This is a genomic window from Caulobacter sp. 05L422 (assembly GCF_056397765.1).
In genome coordinates this window covers 108,033-124,614 of sequence record NZ_JBFTOB010000021.1, presented here as the reverse complement: position 1 = coordinate 124,614, position 16,582 = coordinate 108,033, and the positions used below count along the sequence as shown (strand labels likewise).

Below are 16,582 nucleotides of genomic sequence, written 5' to 3'. Positions count from 1 at the left end.
GGCGGGGGGCGATCGAGCGGGGACAGGCGCGAGGGGGTTACTCGCGCGGTCCGGGGACTTCCATCGTTGGGGAGCCCGCCCGCCGTCGGCGTCGAACGGGGACAAAGCGCGTGTATTGCCCATTGGCCCGCGCCCTCGGCGGCTGGGACTGGCTCGAAAGGGTCGGTTCCGGGTCCGGCTAAGCCTCAACAGGGCTGCCCACCGGATGCTGGCGGATAACGAGCGCGCGGAGCGATCGGCTTCGTCGAAACGGTATTTATCAAAGAACTCCGGACGTCGTCCGGCGCTCCGCGACCCTTTCCATTCCCACTCACAGCCGGAGGCGTGAGCTTGCAGCGCCATGCCCGCTAATACTTGCCCCCACCTGACCGCTTCGCGGTCTGTCCGCCCCCATAGGGGGCGGAGGACGCGCGCACGGCATCCTCTTCCCCCTGTGGGGGAAGAGGACCGCGAAGCGGTCCGTAGGGGGCAAGTGCTCGCCGCACCACCTATGCTCGTCCACCGGGACTTCCCCGCCGATCCGTGCTAATCGCGCGCCAACGAAATTCATGAGAGTTCCATGGCCCTTAAAGTCGCCATCGTCGGCCTGCCCAACGTCGGCAAGTCCACCCTGTTCAACGCGCTGACCCAGACGGCGTCGGCCCAGGCCGCCAACTATCCGTTCTGCACGATCGAGCCCAACACCGGCGAAGTGGCCGTGCCCGAGCCGCGCCTGGACGCCCTGGCCAAGATCGCCGGTTCGAAAGAGATCATCCCGGCCCGGATCACCTTCGTCGACATCGCCGGCCTGGTGCGCGGCGCATCCAAGGGCGAGGGCCTGGGCAACCAGTTCCTGGCCAATATCCGCGACTGCGACGCCGTGGCCTTCGTGGCGCGCTGCTTCGAGGACGGCGACATCGTCCACGTCGAAGGCCGCATCGACCCGATCAGCGATCTCGAGATCATCGAGATGGAGCTGATGCTGGCCGACCTGGAAAGCCTGGAGAAGCGCGTTCCCGCCCTGGAGAAGCGCGCCAAGGTCGGCGCCGACAAGGAAAGCGCCAACACCCTGCGCCTGGCCACGATCGCGCTGAACCTGCTGCGCGAAGGCCGTCCGGCCCGCGCCGCCAAGATCGACGCCGATGACGAGAAGGCCTGGCACATGCTGCAGCTGCTGACCTCGCTGCCGGCCCTCTATGTCTGCAACGTCGATGAAGGCAGCGCCGACAAGGGCAACAAGTACAGCGACCTGGTGGCCGAACGCGCCGCCAAGGACAGCGCCAAGGCCGTGGTCATCTCGGCCCAGATCGAGAGCGAGATCGCCTTGCTCGACGCCGAGGAACGCACCGAGTTCCTGGAAACCCTGGGCCTTGAAGAGCCGGGCCTGAACCGCCTGATCCGCGAGGCCTACAGCCTGCTGGACCTGCAGACCTATTTCACGGTCGGCCCCAAGGAAGCCCGCGCCTGGACCATCCACGTCGGCGACACCGGCCCGCAGGCGGCCGGCGTCATCCACACCGATTTCGAGAAGGGCTACATCCGCGCCGAGACCATCGCCTATGACGACTTCGTCAAGCTGGGCGGCGAAAGCGGCGCCAAGGAAGCCGGCAAGATGCGGGCCGAAGGCAAGGATTACGTCGTCAAGGACGGCGACGTGATGCACTTCCGGTTCAACGTCTAGAACCACAAGCGGCCGGGCTCACCCCCGGCCGTTTTCGTTTTCACTCTCAGTTCGAGCGTTCCCATGACCGACACCGTCACCCTGACCTCCGCCACCGACGGCTTCCAGTTCACCGCCGCTCACGCCGCGCCGCGGGGCGAGCGCAAGGGCGGGATCGTGGTGGTGCAGGAGATCTTCGGCCTGGACCAGTACGTGATGGCCGACGTGGCGCGCTGGTCGGCCCTGGGCTTCGAGGTGCTGGCCCCGTCGATCTTCGACCGCGCCGCGCCCGGCTACGTGGCCGAGCACGAGCCAGCCGCCTTCCCGATCGGCGTCAGCCATGTGCAGGCGATCGGCCTGGAAAAGATGCTGTCGGACATCCAGGCCTGCATCGACGAACTGGCCCCGCGCGGACCGGTTTTCGCGGTCGGCTACTGCCTGGGTGGTTCGCTGGTCTGGCTGGCGGCCAGCAAGCTGAGGGGCCTGACGGCCGGCGCGGCCTATTACGGCAGCATGATCGCGGCCAACGCCGAACTGCCGCTGAACGCGCCGGTGGTCGTCCACTTGGGCCGCAAGGACGGCCACATCCCCGCCGACGAGGTCAAGGCCAAGGTCCTGGCCGCCCATCCCGGGACGCCCGTCCACATCTACGAAAACAGCGGCCACGGCTTCAACAACGACGGCCGCCCGGACTCCGACCTCGACGACGCCAAACTTGCCCGCCGGCGCAGCCTGGAGCTCTTCCAGGCCCACGGCGCGGGCTAGGATGAAGGTTGAGCTTGCGGAGACGCTCGAGGCGATACAACCTCTGGCGTAGTCGCAGACCTTGGGGGTCCACATGAAGAAGATCGGCTGCCTGTTCGTTCTCGTCGGCGCCCTGGCGGCGCTCTGCGCCCCGGCGCTCGCCCAGGAAACCATGCCCGGTCCAGGCGTCACGACCGGCATGCGCCAGTACAATCAGATGCAGTACAATTCGGTCAACCGCCCGAACGCCCGGCTGACGCCCCGCGAGCCCGGCAATCCGATGGTGGTGCGGGCGGCCGCCAAGGTCGCCGCCGACCTGCACGCGCCCTGCGAGGTGGTCGAGGCCGCGCCGTTGTCGACCCGCCCCAGCAGCAAGCCGGAGTACGAGATCGCCTGCAAGGACGCCCTGGGCTGGATCATCAACCTGGGACCCGACGGCAAGCTGGTGCTGAACGACTGCCTGGCGTTGGACACCGCGGCCCTGGCCGCCGGCAAGGCCTGGCCCAAGGGCATGATCTGCTCGCTGCCGGGCAACGCCGCCCCCGTCGCGGGACTCAAGCCGCTGGCCGCCAAGGCCTCGCCCGCCTGCACGGTGGCCGACGGAACCTTCCTGGGCGGCGGCGGCGATCCGCCGATCCGGCGCTACGAGATCGCCTGCAAGGGCGGCGGCGGCTACATCGTCGACGCCCCGGCCCCGGGCTCGACCGCGACCCAGTCGTCGCTGTCCTGCGAAGAAGCCAAGGCGGCCGGCGTGGCCTGCACCCTGACCGACAAGAAGCATGGCTGAGGCCGGCGCGCGCATCGTCCTGACGACCGCCGACGGCGAGGCGGTCTCGGCCTACCACGCCCCGCCCGGCGAGGCGCGGCGTGGCGGGCTGGTGATCCTGCACGCCATCTGGGGGGTGACGCCGCACATCCGCGCCCTGTCCGACAGCCTGGCCGAGCAGGGCTACGAGGTGATCGCCCCCAGCCTGCTGGACGACGCCGACGCCCCCTTCCCGGCCGCCGACCTCGACCCGCCGAACCTGGACGTCCGCATGACCATGGGCCTTGCCAGCGGCTGGGGCGCGGCGGCCCTGCCCCGGGTGCAGGCGGCGATCGACGCGCTGTCGGACGGCGGCAAGGTGTTCGCCATGGGCTTCTGCTTCGGCGGCACCACCGCCTGGCTGGCCTCGGCCCGCTGCGCCGGGCTGACGGCGGTGTCGTGCTTCTACGGCGGCGACATCGCCAGCTATGTGGACGAGCAGCCCAAGGTCCCGACCATCCTGCACTTTGGCCGGACGGACCCGATGATCCCGCTGACCGACGTCGAGACGATCATCGCCGCCCATCCCGACCTGCCCGTCTGGCTGTACGACGCCGGCCACGCCTTCGTCGCCCCCAACGGCTATCACGCCGACAGCGCCAGCCTGGCGATGCTTCGGACCCTGCAGCTGTTCCAGCGGGCCGGCGGGAGCCGGGGCGAGGCCTAGTTCGGCGGGATCGCGCCCGCCGCCGGCCAACTGCTGTCGCCGATCCGCTTGAGGGTCATCTCGAAGAACTGGACCGGCGGCTGGCCCTCGACCACGCGCTCGCCCACCTCGTGCCAGACGCCGTCCTTGGCGGTGATCGTGTAGCGGATCGTCGCCGGCCCGGCCGCGATGGTCCAGATCGCGCCGTTCGGGGTCACGGTCAGCGGGAAGTCGCCGGCCTGGCCCATGGCGTAGGAGCGCATGCTGTAGGCGTCCTTGTCGGGGTCGTAGGAAATGATCCCCAGCGCGTTGAAGCCGGTCGAACCGTCGGCGTTGTAGCCGCGCCCCTCGACCACATGCACCGCGCCGCCCAGCAGCGGACCGCTGCGCTCGGTCTGGGTGACGGTCAGCTTCTGGCCGCCAGGGCGGGTGGTCACGGCCGGGCCGCGCCAGACGCCGTCCATCCACGACAGGGCCTTCATCGCCGCCTGCTGCCTGGCGATCCGCGCCGCCGGATCGGGCGGGCCCTGGGCCCAGGCGGGCGCGGCGGCCAGGGTCGCGGCGAGGACGAGAACGGACAAGGCACGCATGAGGATCTCGGGTTTGAGCAGTTTATGCAGATTACTCTGATATACAGAGTTCTCTGGGTCAAGACTTATCGAACACGGGTCGCGCTCGGCGGTCGCCCGCGGCCCAAACCTTGGCTAGGATCGGATCATGCGTCGCCTCGCCCCTCTGCTGTTCCTGAGCCTGACGGCGACGCCGGCCATGGCGGGCGAGACCGCCTGCTGGTTCGAGAACGGCGCCGTGGTGGCTCCGGCCGCCATCGGCGACATGGCGGGCGACTTCGTGATCGACCTGTCCGCGCCCCGCACCCTCCTGCACAACACCGCCGCCCAGCGCGGCGGCTACGCCGAGACGGCCCTGACCCTGCCGGTGCGGGTGGCGGGGCAGCAGGCGCCCGGGACGGCGGTGACGGTCGAGGACCTCGACTATCGCGGGGTCGGCTTCTTCACGCCGATCACCGGGGTGATCGGGGCCGACATCCTGGACCGCTACGTGGTCACCCTGGACTTCGCCCCCTGCCGCCTGCGGCTGGAGCGGCCGGGATCGACGCACGGCCATGAGCGGGGCGCGATCCGAGTCGTCATGGTGGGCGGCGTGCCGACCATCCCGGCGGCGGCTTCGGACGGCCTGACCGGGGTCTCCGGCCCCTTCGCCCTGGACACCGCCTCGGGCGGCGGCGTGCGGGCCCGCGGGGCCGCCGACGGGCCGCGCCAGAAGCCGGCCGGAACCCTGCGCGGCCTGTCGCTGAACGGAACCCTGCGCCAGGACCTGCCGGCCGTGGTGGCCGGCGACCTGCCCGACGGCGTGGTCGGGGCCGTCGGCGTCGACGTCCTGTCGGCCTATCACCTGCGGCTGGATCCCCAGGCCCTGCGGCTGTGGCTGACCCCTGCTCCGGCGCCCCACGCGATCGGTCAAGAAAAAGGGCCCGGCGTCACCGCCGAGCCCTGATCTTTTCAGGCCTTAGAGTCGATCAGTGCGACTCGTTCTTCCAGACCTTGCGGTAGCTCGCGTAGAGCAGGCCCGCGAACAGCACCAGATAGATCAGCACGACGAAGCCGGTCTGCTTGCGCTCTTCCAGCTTGGGCTCGGCGGCCCACATCAGGAAGGCCGAGACGTCCTTGGCCTGCTGGTCCAGCGTCGACGGGGTGCCGTCGTCGAAGGTCACCTGGCCGGCCTTCAGCGGCGGAGCCATGGCGATGAAGCCGCCCGGGGGCACGTGGTCGTGCGGACCCGACCAGTACGAGCTCAGGTCGCCCGCCATGTACTTGTTGTAGTGCTGGGTCGGATCCATCTTCAGGCCGGGCGGCGGGGCCGCGTAGCCGGTGACGATCGAGTAGATGTGGTCCGGACCCTCTTCGCGGGCCTTGGCCAGCAGCGACATGTCCGGCGGCAGGGCGCCGCCGTTGCCGGCGCGGGCCGCGGCTTCGTTCGGGAACGGCGACGGGAAGCGGTCGGCCGGAGTGGCCGGGCGCTTGATGGTGTCGCCGGTCTCGTTGTCGATGTCGGCGACCTCGTAGTCCTTGGCGATCGCCTTGACGTACGGGTTGTCGTTCGAGTTCGGGTACTTCTCGTCGTAGAACGGACCGCCCTTGTCGCCGAGGTTGCGGAAGCTGACCAGGCTCATCGCGTGGCAGGCCGAGCAGACCTCACGATAGACCTTGTAGCCGCGCTGCAGTTGGTTCTTGTCGAACTTGCCGAGCGGGCCGTCGAACGACCACTCGACCTTCTTGGCCGGCAAGGCGCCGTGAGCCGCCAGGGCCGGACCGGCGACGCCGGCCGTCAGGAGACCCGCGACCGCTGCGATGACGGAGAGTTTGCGCAGCATCGGGATCAGCCCTTCATTTCAGGCGCGGCGGTCGCTTCGGCCGGAGCAGCGGCCGGGTGCGACAGGGCGGGAGAGGCGATGGAATCCGGCACCGGCAGGGTCTTTTCGGTCAGGCCCAGCAGCGGCAGGATCACCAGGAAGAAAGCGAAGTAGTACAGCGCGGCCACGCGGCTGAGCCACACGAAGCTGTTGAGGTCCGAAGACATCAATTGGAACGTGGTCAGGCCCGGGATGACCTGGTCGTCCGGCAGCTTGGCGCCGCAGACGCCCAGGATGCAGCACGCCACCACGAAGATGAAGAAGTGGATCTTCGCGGTCGGGCGGTAGCGCATCGAGCGCACCTTCGACGTGTCCAGCCACGGCAGGGCGAACAGGCAGGCGATGGCGCCGAACATGGCGAGAACGCCCATCAGCTTGTCCGGAACGGCGCGCAGGATCGCGTAGAACGGCAGGAAGTACCATTCCGGAACGATGTGCGACGGCGTCACCAGCGGGTTGGCCGGGATGTAGTTGTCGGCGTGGCCCAGGGCGTTGGGCATGAAGAAGACGAACCAGGCGAAGAGGATCAGGAAGACGCTCATCGCGAACCCGTCCTTCACCGTCGCGTACGGGGTGAAGGGCAAGGTGTCGGCCTTCGACTTGGGCTCGACGCCGGTCGGGTTGTTCTGGCCGACCACGTGCAGCGCCCAGATGTGCAGGATCACCACGCCGGCGATCATGAAGGGCAGCAGGTAGTGCAGCGAGAAGAAGCGGTTCAGGGTGGGGTTGTCGACCGCGAAGCCGCCCCACAGCCAGGTGGTGATGCTCTCGCCGACCAGCGGCAAGGCCCCGAACAGGTTGGTGATCACGACCGCGCCGTGGAAGCTCATCTGGCCCCAGGGCAGGACGTAGCCCATGAAGGCCGTGGCCATCATCAGCAGGTAGATCACGCAGCCCAGCAGCCACAGCACTTCGCGCGGCGCCTTGTAGGAGCCGTAGTAGAGACCGCGGAGCATGTGGATGTAGACGGCGATGAAGAACATCGACGCGCCGTTGGCGTGCATGTAGCGGATCAGCCAGCCGTAGTTCACGTCGCGCATGATGTGCTCGACGCTGGCGAAGGCGTGGTCGGCGCTCGGCGTGTAGTGCATCACCAGGATGATGCCGGTGATCAGCTGCGAGGCCAGGCACAGCGACAGGATGCCGCCGAAGGTCCACCAGTAGTTCAGGTTACGCGGCGTGGGGTAGTCGACGAAGCTGTCGTAGCCCAGGCGCACGATCGGCAGACGGGCGTCGAGCCAGCGCTCGAAACCGGTCTTGGGTTCGTAGGTCGAATGTCCGCTCATCTCGCTTAACCGATCTTGACCTTGGTGTCGGACAGGAAGGCGTACTCCGGAACGATCAGGTTCTTCGGAGCCGGACCCTTACGGATACGACCCGAGGTGTCGTAGACCGAGCCGTGGCACGGGCAGAACCAGCCGCCGTACTCGCCGCCGCCGAAGGTCGGGACGCAGCCGAGGTGGGTGCAGTTGCCGCCGACGATCAGCCACTGGGACTTGCCCGGCTTCACGCGCGCCGAATCCTTTTCGGGATCCTTCATCGACGCGCCGTCGTCCGCGACCGCCTTGGCGATCTCGGCCTTGGTGCGGTTACGCACGAACAGCGGCTTGCCGCGCCACTTGACGACGACCTGCTGGCCTTCGCCGACCTTGGTCACGTCGAACTCGATCGAGGCCAGGGCCCGCGTATCGGCGGCGGGGTTCATCTGGTCGATGAACGGCCACGCGATCGAAGCGGCGCCGCCTGCGGCGACCGCGATCGTCGCGATGTAAATGAAATCCCGGCGGCTGGGGTCTTCCCCATGCGCCGGATCAGTTTTTGCGCCCACGGCGGTGTCGGCCACCCAAGTCACCCTTCGATGCCGCCGCGCCGCCAAAGACGGCCCGGCCTGGAGAAACGCCTGTCGGCGCATACTGTCTGGACCCGCGAACGGGTCTTCGCCACAAGAGGCAAAAGCGGATCGTCCTATCGGACGCGCGGACGAAGTCCGCAAGCCCTTTCGATTCGCAGCAAATGCCCCTGCTGGCTCTATGGTGGTTCGCTTAGAATGCGGCTCGCGCTTTTTCAACCCGGCATTCCTCAGAACGTGGGCGCGGCGATCCGTTTGGGCGCCTGCCTGGGGGTGGGGCTGGACGTCATCGAGCCGTGCAGTTTCCCTTTGGACGACAAGAGCTTGAAGCGCGCGGCCCTGGATTATGGTCCGTTGACGCACATGATCCGCCACGCGTCGTGGGAAGCGTTCCTTGCCGCGCCCGAACGTCGCGAGGGCCGATTGCTGCTGTTCACCACCAAGGCGACCGCCCCCTTCCACAAGTTCGACTTTCAGGCAGGCGACACCCTGTTGTTCGGCAACGAGAGCCGCGGCGCGCCACCGGAGGTTCATGACGCGGCCTTCTCGCGCCTGACGATCCCCCTGCGGCCCGAGGCGCGGTCGATGAACCTGGCGACCACGGCGGCCATGGCCCTGGGCGAGGCGCTGCGACAGACGGACGGGTTTCCGGGCGACTGATCGCGCGGACCAGACAGCGACGGAGACGAGCGATGCGCATCTTCCTGACCACCCTGGCGGCGGTCGCCTGCCTGGGCGCCTCGCCGAAGCCTCAGACGGACGGCGTCGCCCGCGCCTTCCCGCACGAGGCGGGCGTCGTCGACCTGATGGTCACCGGGCCGGCGGCCAAGCAGCTCTATGATCGCCTGCCAGGGAAAGGCCAGAAGGATCAGTGCGGCGCGGCCGGGCTGATCAAGGGCGACGGCAAGATCTCGTGTGTGAAGCGCGACGGCGGCGAGCATGTCTGCCACGTCTGGCTGGACGTTCCGAAGCAGGCCCTGGCCGATCCGGAGGACGACGACTGCTGAGCGCCCATGATCGTCCTTTAGGCCTCCGCAAAACCCCTTAGGCGGTGCTGCGGATTTGCGCGGCGCGCGCCAACCTCGTAATCGGCTTGCCCATGAGCACGCCGTCCGCCTCCCCGACCGATCTCGACCAGAAGAAAGCCACGGCCCGCGCCTGGTTCGAAAGCCTGCGCGACCAGATCTGCGCGGAATTCGAGCGCCTGGAGGACGAGGCCCCCGCCGATCTCTACGCCGGCGAGCCGGGTCGCTTCGTGCGCAAGCCCTGGGACCGCGAGGCCGGCGGCGGCGGGGTGATGTCGATGATGCACGGCCGCCTGTTCGAGAAGGTCGGCGTCCACGTCTCCACCGTGTTCGGGACCTTCACGCCCGAGATGGCCAAGAACATGCCGGGCGCCGACGAGGACCCGCGGTTCTTCGCCACCGGGATCAGCCTGATCGCCCACATGCGCAATCCGCGCGTGCCGGCCGTGCACATGAACACCCGCTTCATCGCCACCAAGAAAAGCTGGTTCGGCGGCGGCGGCGACCTGACCCCCCTGCTCGGCTATCAGCGCCAGCAGGACTTCCCCGACGCGATCGACTTCCACGCCGCCTATCAGCGCGCCTGCGACGCCCACGATCCGGCGTGGCACGCCAAGTACAAGGCGTGGTGCGACGAGTACTTCTTCCTGCCCCACCGCAACGAGCCGCGCGGGATCGGCGGAATTTTCTACGACCATCACGACAGCGGCGACTGGGCCCGCGACTTCGCTTTCACGCAGGACGTCGGCAAGGCGTTCCTGGAGATCTACCCCACCCTGGTCCGCCGCCGGATGGGCGAGGCCTGGAGCGCCGAGGAGCGCGAGCAGCAGTTGGTGCAGCGCGGCCGCTATGTCGAGTTCAACCTGCTCTACGACCGCGGCACGATGTTCGGCCTGAAGACCGGCGGCAACGTCGAGTCGATCCTCAGCTCGATGCCGCCCGAGGTGAAGTGGCCGTAGAGGCCTAAGGCGCCGGCGGCCAGGACGGCGCGCCGCCCGCCAGGAAGCGCGCCGCGAACTTCGCCACCTGCCCTTGGCTGGGCTTGTCGGGGATCGTGGCCTTGCCGGGCGGGAAGTAGTTGCCGTGGTCGTACTTCAGGTCGTCGGCGACCGTGAAGCCCCAGGCCTTGGGGCTGTGGGTGCGCGGCCACTTGGCGCCGTAGCGGCCCAGCGCCCCGGCCATGTCGTCGTCCTTGTCGCCGAAGAAGACGTGGCCCGCCCAGTCGCCGATCGGATAGGCCAGCTTCAGCACCATGTCCTGCAGCGAGGCCAGGTAGGTCAGATGGCCGCTGTTGGCGACGGCGGTGTTGTAGGGCCGCTCCAGGCAGTCGGCGTCAGTGGCCGCGGCCGTCAGGCAGACGCGCGAGGCCTTGCGGCTCAACCCCGCCACCGCCTCCAGCGTCAGCCGGCCGCCCAGGCTGTGGGACAGGAAGCAGAAGTCGGCGGCCCCGCGCAGGGTGGTGTTGGCGAACCGGGCCACGGCCTTGCCGCCGTTGACCGCGTCGCGCCACTCGCCCGGATAGTTGATCGCCGGGATGATGAAATCGCCGGGCCACAGCACCCCGACCATCAGGAAATGCGGCGGCAGCAGCGGCGCCAGCTTGTCCTCCAGCCGCGCCAGGGAGCACAGGCCGCTGGCGTAGGACACGTTGAAGCCGTGCACGGTGAAGACCAGGGTGCGCCCCGCCACGCGCTGGGCCGCTTCGCTGGGGGTCAGCGACCTCATCAGCGGCTTGGCGGCCTTGCCGTCGCCCTCGATCAGGTAGGGATCCTTGCGCAGGCCGCCGCCKACCGCCTCGTAGCGCAGGTTCAGGTACAGGCTCATGACCGCCTCAGCTGTCGCGCGGCCGGACCGCCCGGGCGCTGGCCGTCAGCGCGCTGACCAGGTCCTTGGCGATCGGCGCGATCGGCACCGCCAGCAGGCCGATCAGCGCCGCGATGCGCGGATCAATGGGCTCGGCCGGGGTGGACAGCAGGATCCCGGCCGTCACCGCCAGCACTACCGCGACCAGGCCGGACAGCGCGCGGGCGGTGTTGCGATAGGCCTGTTCGGCCAAGTCGAAGGCCGCGTCCAAGTGCGCTTCGACCGCCGCCTCGACCCTCCCGATCAGGTTTATCTCGGCCTCGCTGAGCGCCGAGCCGGCGGTCAGCTTGCCGGCGGCCTTGCCCAGGGCCGCGGCGTCAACATTGCCGATCACCGCCAATTGGCCCGCCGTGTCGGGATTGAGGCCCAGCCGCAGCAGCGACCGGATCACGCCGATCTGGTCGTCGCGGTCGCGGCCGTTGATCCAGTGGGCCATGATCACGGCCTCCCACTGATCGCCGGCGGCGCGGACCAGGACCTTGTCGAACATCCGCAGTACCTTGCGGATATGGCCGAAGCCGATGCGCGAGACGCCGCCGCCGGGCACGGCCTTGAGGGCGTCGACCAGGGCCATCGCGGCCAGGCCCAGACCGCCCATGGCGGCGATCGTCGCGATCACGTCGTCGAACTTGTCCATCAGCCTCCCCCTCTTATTGTTCAGGGAAGATACGCCAATTACGGTCCTTGCATACCGACGTTATGCAATCGATCCGTGCACTGGATCAGGCCTTGGGACACTTGGCTCCGGTGTCGATCCAGGCCTTCACCAGCTCGCCGAACCGCGCCTGGGTGCCGGGCGCGGGCAGCCGGCCCTCGCCCGGGTTCCAGGCCCAGCCGACCAGGTGATCCTCGGCCATGTGGTGGTGCAGCTGCGCCAGGTTCTTGCCGCCGTTGCGGGCCGGGTCCTTGATCTGGGCGCAGATCGCGCCCAGCGACTTGCCCTGCCAGGCCATCTCGACCGGGGCCAGGGCCCATTTCGGGTCGCCGGGGATCGACTTGATGTCCACGCCCAGGGTGGGGACGTTGGCGGGGCCGTGGCACGAGCTGCACGGCATGCCCACCGGCCCGTGACCGCTCTGCCCCCCGACCATCGGCGGATTGTGCGCATGGCGGTCGTCGCCCTGGGTCGGGGCGCGCTGGACGGGGTGGCAGTTCATGCAGCGCGGACTGTTGATCACCTTGCCGGCCTCGGCGAACAGGGCCAGCGAGCGGGCGGCCGGGTCCTGGATCGACACGAAATCGGCGGCGCTCTTGAGCGTCTCGGGCGGCGCGGGCGCGGAGGGCGCCGGCGGAGCGGCGCGAACGCTGGACAGCAGCGCCCCGCCGACCACCAGCGAACCGGCGGCGAGCACGATGGTGACGGCTCTCATGATCCTGGTCTCCCGCGTTTCAGCCGGAACGGCTGGCCCGCGGTCCAGGTTGCCAGATTTCAGGCGCTACGGGTGAGAAAGGCTTCGATCCAGCCGGCCACCCGGGCGCGATCGTTGGCGTGCTCCAGGCTGGCGATCGCCGCGTCGGCCTGGGCGTCGGTGAACCGGCTGCCGCGCCGGGCTTCGATCAGGGCCCGGGCGTAGGCGGGATCGAACTCGGGATGGAACTGCATCGAGATCGCCGGCCGGTCGTCATAGACCAGGATTCCGGCGGGGGTGAAGGCGCTGCCGGCCACGGCCCGGGCGCCTGGAGGGATCACGATCACCTGGTCCTGGTGCGAGGCGGGAACGGCGGCCTTGGCGTCGCCGTCCATCCAGGGCTGAGCTTCGGCGACGTCATAGACATGCAGGCCCACGCCCCAGCCCTTGTCGGACTTCACGACCTTGCCGCCGAACGCCTCGGCCATGATCTGGTGGCCGAAACAGACCCCGACCAGAGGCTGGTCGCGCGCCTCGACCAGGAAGGCCTTCAGCGGCGCGATCCACGGCAGGTCGTCATAGACCCCGGCCGCCGAGCCGGTGACGACATAGGCGTCGCACTCGGCCGGATCGGCGGGCAGGACGCCGGCCTGGACATCGTAGGTGACATAGGCGTGGCCGGGGCCCAGCAGGTCCTGGAACATGGTTCCGTAGCGGCCGAACTCCGGCTGGAGCTGTTCCGGCGGTTCGCCGGTCTCGAGCAGGCCGATCTTCATGGGCAGGAGCCTCCAACGCGTCGACGCCAGCATATAGGCAAGCGCCCCGCGTCCTTCGAGGCCCTAGAACACCATCCCCTGAGCCACGGCTTTCAGCCGTTCGATGGCCGAGAACTTGTCCTCGATGAAGTCCTGGTCGATCCACCAGATCTCGACCTCGCGCATCACCTCGCCGACCATCGGGCCCTTGGGCACCCCGGCCTTCAGGATCTCTTCCCCGGTCAAGGGGAAGGCCGGCGGGGTCCAGCTTTCGCCCAGGGCCAGCAGGCCGCGCCATTGCGGGGTGGTGGCGGTGCGGCCCGCGGCGGCCCAGGCCAGCTTGACCCGGTCGCTGAAGGTCTTGAGCCCCAGGGCGTAGACCGCCCGGCGGGTCTCGCGCGGGCTCATCCAGCTGACGATGCGCGGCGACTTGCCGACCGCCTCGACCAGCCGCTCCTTCAGGGCGTTGGACAGCCGCAGCCGCTCGGCCATCTGCTCGGCGAGCTTGGGATCGTCGGGGATCAGGGCCGCCAGGCGCAGTTCGGGGTCGTTCTCGAACAACTGCTCGGTCTCGATGGTCATCAGCCCCTCGAAACGGGCCAGGGACTTCACGGACGGCAGGATCGAGGACAGCACGCTGGTGGCCGCCATCAGCCGCAGAGCGGCGCGCGGATCCTCGGCCGCCAGCAGCTTCAAGAGCTCCTTCTGGGTGCGCTCGGCGGCGCGGCCCTCGACCATGCCCTTCAGCGCCTTGCAGGCGGCCAGGGCCTTCTGATCGGCGTCGCCCTTGCCGTACCAGGCGTGGAAACGGAAGAACCGCAGGATGCGCAGATAGTCCTCGCGGATGCGGGTCATCGGGTCGCCGACGAACACCACCCGCCCGTCGCGCGCGTCGTTCACGCCCTCGCCGGTCGGATCGTACAGCCGGCCGTGGATGTCGACATAGAGGGCGTTGAAGCGGAAATCGCGGCGCTCGGCGTCCTGGTCCCAGTCCTGGGTGAACGACACCACCGCCCGGCGGCCGTCGGTCTCGACGTCGCGGCGGAGGGTGGTGATCTCGTAGGGCTTGCCGTTCGCGATGGCCGTGACGGTGCCGTGGTCGACGCCGGTGGGGATGGCGCGCAGGCCCGCCTCGCCCAGCGCCTCGATCACCTGGTCGGGGGTCAGGGTGGTGGCGATGTCGATGTCGTCGATGGGCTTGCCCATCAGGGTGTTGCGCACGCAGCCGCCCACGAAGCGCGCGCAGCCGGGGAAGCCCCGCGCTTCGAGCGCCGCGATCACGGCCTGGGTTTCCGGCAGCGCCATCCACGGCGCCACGCCTATCGTCTCGGTGTTCACGCTGTCCCCCACGGTACGCCACACGCCCCGGCGAGCGGGGCGAGGCATTTCAGACGATTATCGCGGGGGAACAAGCCCGTTGATAACCTTAACCATAGATTCTTCCGTGGTTTACGCTGGGTGAGCCTAGGTCGGCTCGGGCGTTTCGTCCGGCGCGTGCAGGCGCTCGTACAGCCCCCGCAACATGCCCGCCGTCGCCCCCCAGATGAACCGCTCGTTCCACGGCATGGCGTAGAAGAACCGCCGCTCGCCGTCCGGCAGGTCGCGATGCTGGCGCTGGTGGTTGCCCGGATCCATCAGGAACGAGAACGGCGTCTCGAACACGTCGGCCACCTCGTCGGGGCTGGGCTCGACCGTGGCGGCCGGGTCGATGAAGCCGACCACCGGCGTGACGTGGAAGCCGGTCACCGTGCGGTAGCCATGCAGCAGGCCGGCCAGGGTGACGAACTTCGGGTCGAGGTTCACCTCTTCCTGGGCCTCGCGCAGGGCGGTCTCCCACGGCGTCTCGCCCGGATCGCAGCGGCCGCCGGGAAAGGCGATCTGGCCGGTGTGGCTGCGCAGGGTGTCGGCCCGGCGGGTCAGCAGCACGGTCATGCCCGCCTCGCGCTCGACTAGCCCGACCAGCACGGCGGCGGGCCGCAGGGCGTGGGGATTGTCGGGGCGCAGGGTCGGGTTGAGGTCGTAGTCCGAGCGGGCGGCGTCCAGGCTGGGGTCGTAGGCGTCGATCGGATCCAGCTTGCTGGTGATCCAGGCCCGGCGTTCGTCGCGGGACAGGGTCATCCGCGATGCGCCCCGGCCGGGGCGATCGGGAACCAGGCGCCGTTCGAGGCCACGCCCAGGCGCGGCCCCTCGGACGTGTCGCGCTCGGCCGCCAGCTCGGCCAGCTCGTAGAACACCGGCCGGGCGATCAGCGCCTCCAGCCCGCGCCGCACGTGCAGATAGGGCCGAGGCTCGCCGGTCGCCGGATCGGTCTCGACCCGGATGGCGTTGTCGGGGCCCGCCTCGACCACGTCGCCGACATTGGTCTCGAAGCGAAGCGTGTCGCCCATCTGGTCCACGCGCGTGGCGATGAAGGGCGCGTCCTCGACCTGGATCTTCAACTTCTCGACCGGCGTGACCAGGTGATAGCCGTCCGGATCGAGCCGCAGCACGGTCGAGAACAGCCGCACCAGCGCCTCGCGACCGATCGGCGTGCCTTCGTGGAACCAGACCCCGTCCTTGCGGATGCGGATGTCGATGTCGCCGCAATGCTCGGGATGCCACAGGTGCACGGGCGGCAGGCCGCGCTCGCCCGCGCTCTTGGCTGCGGCGGTGACGCCTGCGAGGCCAGAAGGGGTAGGATCGGCGGTCATGGGTTTCAGGTAGGGCAAGCCGGCCTTTGGCTCAAGGCTCGCCGGCCCTCCCCCTGTGGGGGAGGCGATCGGTGGGGGAGTTTTAGGATCGTCGATCCGGGTCGTGGTCGCCTGCCGACCGCTCCCCCCTCCGTCGGCTACGCCGACACCTCCCCCGCAGGGGGAGGAATGCGGATCGGACCCACCAGACCTTGATCCCCGCCCTCGACCAGGGCCTTGACCAGAACCCGGCGCTGGTCGGCCGGACCGGGCATGGTCGCCTGGGCGGCGGGTTCGGCCGAGAAGCCAATCCGGCCGAAATAGGGGGCGTCGCCGACCAGCAGCACCGCGCGCCAGCCGGCCTTGGCGGCGGCCTCGCACGCGGCCTCGACCAGGGCCTGGCCCAGGCCGTGCTTGCGCTCGTCGGCGTCGACCGCCAGCGGGCCGAGGAAGGCGACCGAGGCGTCGCCCACGGTCACCGGCCAAAGCCGCACGCTGCCGATCACCCGGCCTTCGTGCAGGGCCACGAACGAGCAGTCGTCCAGCTTGTGGTTGCCCTCGCGCAGGCGCTCGGAAGACTTGGCGAAACGGCCAGGACCGAAGGCGCGATCGACCAGCACCTCGACGGCGCGGGCGTGCTCGGGCCGCTCTATGAGGATGGAGGGGAGTAGCGGCGAAGGGGCGACAGCGGAAGACGACATGGGCGCTTAACGATCCGAAACACGAAAAGGGGACATAGCCCCGGATCGTGACGCGGCCGAGACGGCCGCTTCCGGGGCGTTCAGACGCGGACTCCGGTCCGCGCGG

At 69.2% G+C, this 16,582-nt stretch carries 20 protein-coding genes; 8 read left to right on the top strand and 12 right to left on the bottom strand.

Annotated elements, in window-relative coordinates; genetic code table 11:
* Window positions 1-559: 559 nt before the first annotated feature.
* From ychF to AC1DMQ_RS19615, 4 genes are all read left to right on the top strand, one after another.
* Window positions 560-1,660, top strand: coding sequence for a redox-regulated ATPase YchF (gene ychF / locus AC1DMQ_RS19630; protein WP_477035238.1), 1,101 nt, complete (start codon window positions 560-562; stop codon window positions 1,658-1,660).
* 63 nt (window positions 1,661-1,723) lie between these two features.
* Entirely contained in the window at window positions 1,724-2,404 is a 681-nt protein-coding gene (locus tag AC1DMQ_RS19625) for a dienelactone hydrolase family protein (protein ID WP_477035237.1), read from the top strand.
* A 73-nt stretch (window positions 2,405-2,477) separates the two neighbouring features.
* Window positions 2,478-3,170 carry a hypothetical protein gene (locus tag AC1DMQ_RS19620; protein ID WP_477035236.1) on the top strand — a complete coding sequence of 231 codons (693 nt, stop codon included), beginning with the start codon at window positions 2,478-2,480 and terminating at the stop codon, window positions 3,168-3,170.
* Window positions 3,163-3,855 carry a dienelactone hydrolase family protein gene (locus AC1DMQ_RS19615; RefSeq protein ID WP_477035235.1) on the top strand — a complete coding sequence of 231 codons (693 nt, stop codon included), beginning with the start codon at window positions 3,163-3,165 and terminating at the stop codon, window positions 3,853-3,855. Before AC1DMQ_RS19620 ends, AC1DMQ_RS19615 begins: the two co-directional genes overlap by 8 nt.
* Here the strand turns inward: AC1DMQ_RS19615 and AC1DMQ_RS19610 are convergent.
* Window positions 3,852-4,424 carry a DUF1579 domain-containing protein gene (locus AC1DMQ_RS19610; protein WP_477035234.1) on the bottom strand — a complete coding sequence of 191 codons (573 nt, stop codon included), beginning with the start codon at window positions 4,422-4,424 and terminating at the stop codon, window positions 3,852-3,854. The genes AC1DMQ_RS19615 and AC1DMQ_RS19610 overlap by 4 nt on opposite strands.
* 127 nt (window positions 4,425-4,551) lie before the next feature.
* Here AC1DMQ_RS19610 and AC1DMQ_RS19605 point away from each other — a divergent pair, with 127 nt between their 5' ends.
* On the top strand, window positions 4,552-5,349 hold the full coding sequence (locus tag AC1DMQ_RS19605; RefSeq protein ID WP_477035233.1) for a pepsin/retropepsin-like aspartic protease family protein: 798 nt from the start codon (window positions 4,552-4,554) through the stop codon (window positions 5,347-5,349).
* Window positions 5,350-5,371: 22 nt separating this feature from the next.
* Here AC1DMQ_RS19605 and AC1DMQ_RS19600 read toward each other — a convergent pair whose 3' ends face one another.
* The 3 genes from AC1DMQ_RS19600 to petA are packed head-to-tail and all read right to left on the bottom strand — an operon-like array spanning window position 5,372 to window position 8,108.
* Window positions 5,372-6,226, bottom strand: a complete 855-nt coding sequence (locus AC1DMQ_RS19600) for a cytochrome c1 (RefSeq protein WP_477035232.1) — start codon at window positions 6,224-6,226, stop codon at window positions 5,372-5,374.
* A 5-nt stretch (window positions 6,227-6,231) separates the two neighbouring features.
* A complete protein-coding gene (locus AC1DMQ_RS19595) occupies window positions 6,232-7,551 on the bottom strand; it encodes a cytochrome b (RefSeq protein WP_477035231.1) in 1,320 nt (439 codons plus the stop codon).
* 5 nt (window positions 7,552-7,556) lie between these two features.
* Window positions 7,557-8,108, bottom strand: a complete 552-nt coding sequence (petA, locus tag AC1DMQ_RS19590; protein ID WP_477035230.1) for a ubiquinol-cytochrome c reductase iron-sulfur subunit — start codon at window positions 8,106-8,108, stop codon at window positions 7,557-7,559.
* A gap of 204 nt (window positions 8,109-8,312) precedes the next feature.
* Between petA and AC1DMQ_RS19585 the strand changes: the two genes are divergently transcribed.
* The 3 genes from AC1DMQ_RS19585 (at window position 8,313) to hemF (ending at window position 10,098) form a co-directional block, all read left to right on the top strand.
* Window positions 8,313-8,774, top strand: a complete 462-nt coding sequence (locus tag AC1DMQ_RS19585) for a tRNA (cytidine(34)-2'-O)-methyltransferase (protein WP_477035229.1) — start codon at window positions 8,313-8,315, stop codon at window positions 8,772-8,774.
* Window positions 8,775-8,806: 32 nt separating this feature from the next.
* Complete coding sequence (locus AC1DMQ_RS19580) at window positions 8,807-9,121, top strand: hypothetical protein (protein ID WP_477035228.1); 315 nt, start codon at window positions 8,807-8,809, stop codon at window positions 9,119-9,121.
* A gap of 92 nt (window positions 9,122-9,213) precedes the next feature.
* Window positions 9,214-10,098, top strand: a complete 885-nt coding sequence (hemF, locus tag AC1DMQ_RS19575) for an oxygen-dependent coproporphyrinogen oxidase (RefSeq protein WP_477035227.1) — start codon at window positions 9,214-9,216, stop codon at window positions 10,096-10,098.
* A gap of 4 nt (window positions 10,099-10,102) precedes the next feature.
* On the opposite strand, the gene AC1DMQ_RS19570 is transcribed toward hemF, so the two are convergent.
* From AC1DMQ_RS19570 to AC1DMQ_RS19535, 8 genes are all read right to left on the bottom strand, one after another.
* Window positions 10,103-10,963: an alpha/beta hydrolase gene (locus tag AC1DMQ_RS19570; RefSeq protein ID WP_477035226.1), complete on the bottom strand. Its 861-nt coding sequence runs from the start codon at window positions 10,961-10,963 to the stop codon at window positions 10,103-10,105.
* A gap of 7 nt (window positions 10,964-10,970) precedes the next feature.
* Complete coding sequence (locus tag AC1DMQ_RS19565; RefSeq protein ID WP_477035225.1) at window positions 10,971-11,639, bottom strand: hypothetical protein; 669 nt, start codon at window positions 11,637-11,639, stop codon at window positions 10,971-10,973.
* 85 nt (window positions 11,640-11,724) lie between these two features.
* Complete coding sequence (locus AC1DMQ_RS19560) at window positions 11,725-12,372, bottom strand: Isoquinoline 1-oxidoreductase subunit (RefSeq protein WP_477035224.1); 648 nt, start codon at window positions 12,370-12,372, stop codon at window positions 11,725-11,727.
* Window positions 12,373-12,431: 59 nt separating this feature from the next.
* Window positions 12,432-13,127: a glutamine amidotransferase-related protein gene (locus AC1DMQ_RS19555; protein ID WP_477035223.1), complete on the bottom strand. Its 696-nt coding sequence runs from the start codon at window positions 13,125-13,127 to the stop codon at window positions 12,432-12,434.
* Window positions 13,128-13,190: 63 nt separating this feature from the next.
* Complete coding sequence (locus AC1DMQ_RS19550; protein WP_477035222.1) at window positions 13,191-14,444, bottom strand: CCA tRNA nucleotidyltransferase; 1,254 nt, start codon at window positions 14,442-14,444, stop codon at window positions 13,191-13,193.
* A gap of 126 nt (window positions 14,445-14,570) precedes the next feature.
* A complete protein-coding gene (locus AC1DMQ_RS19545; protein WP_477035239.1) occupies window positions 14,571-15,218 on the bottom strand; it encodes a CoA pyrophosphatase in 648 nt (215 codons plus the stop codon).
* Between the two features lie 2 nt (window positions 15,219-15,220).
* The gene (locus tag AC1DMQ_RS19540; RefSeq protein WP_477035221.1) at window positions 15,221-15,796 is read right to left on the bottom strand and encodes a DUF1285 domain-containing protein; all 576 of its coding nucleotides are present in this window, start codon (window positions 15,794-15,796) and stop codon (window positions 15,221-15,223) included.
* A 137-nt stretch (window positions 15,797-15,933) separates the two neighbouring features.
* Window positions 15,934-16,476: a GNAT family N-acetyltransferase gene (locus AC1DMQ_RS19535; protein ID WP_477035220.1), complete on the bottom strand. Its 543-nt coding sequence runs from the start codon at window positions 16,474-16,476 to the stop codon at window positions 15,934-15,936.
* Between the last annotated feature and the right edge of the window lie 106 nt (window positions 16,477-16,582).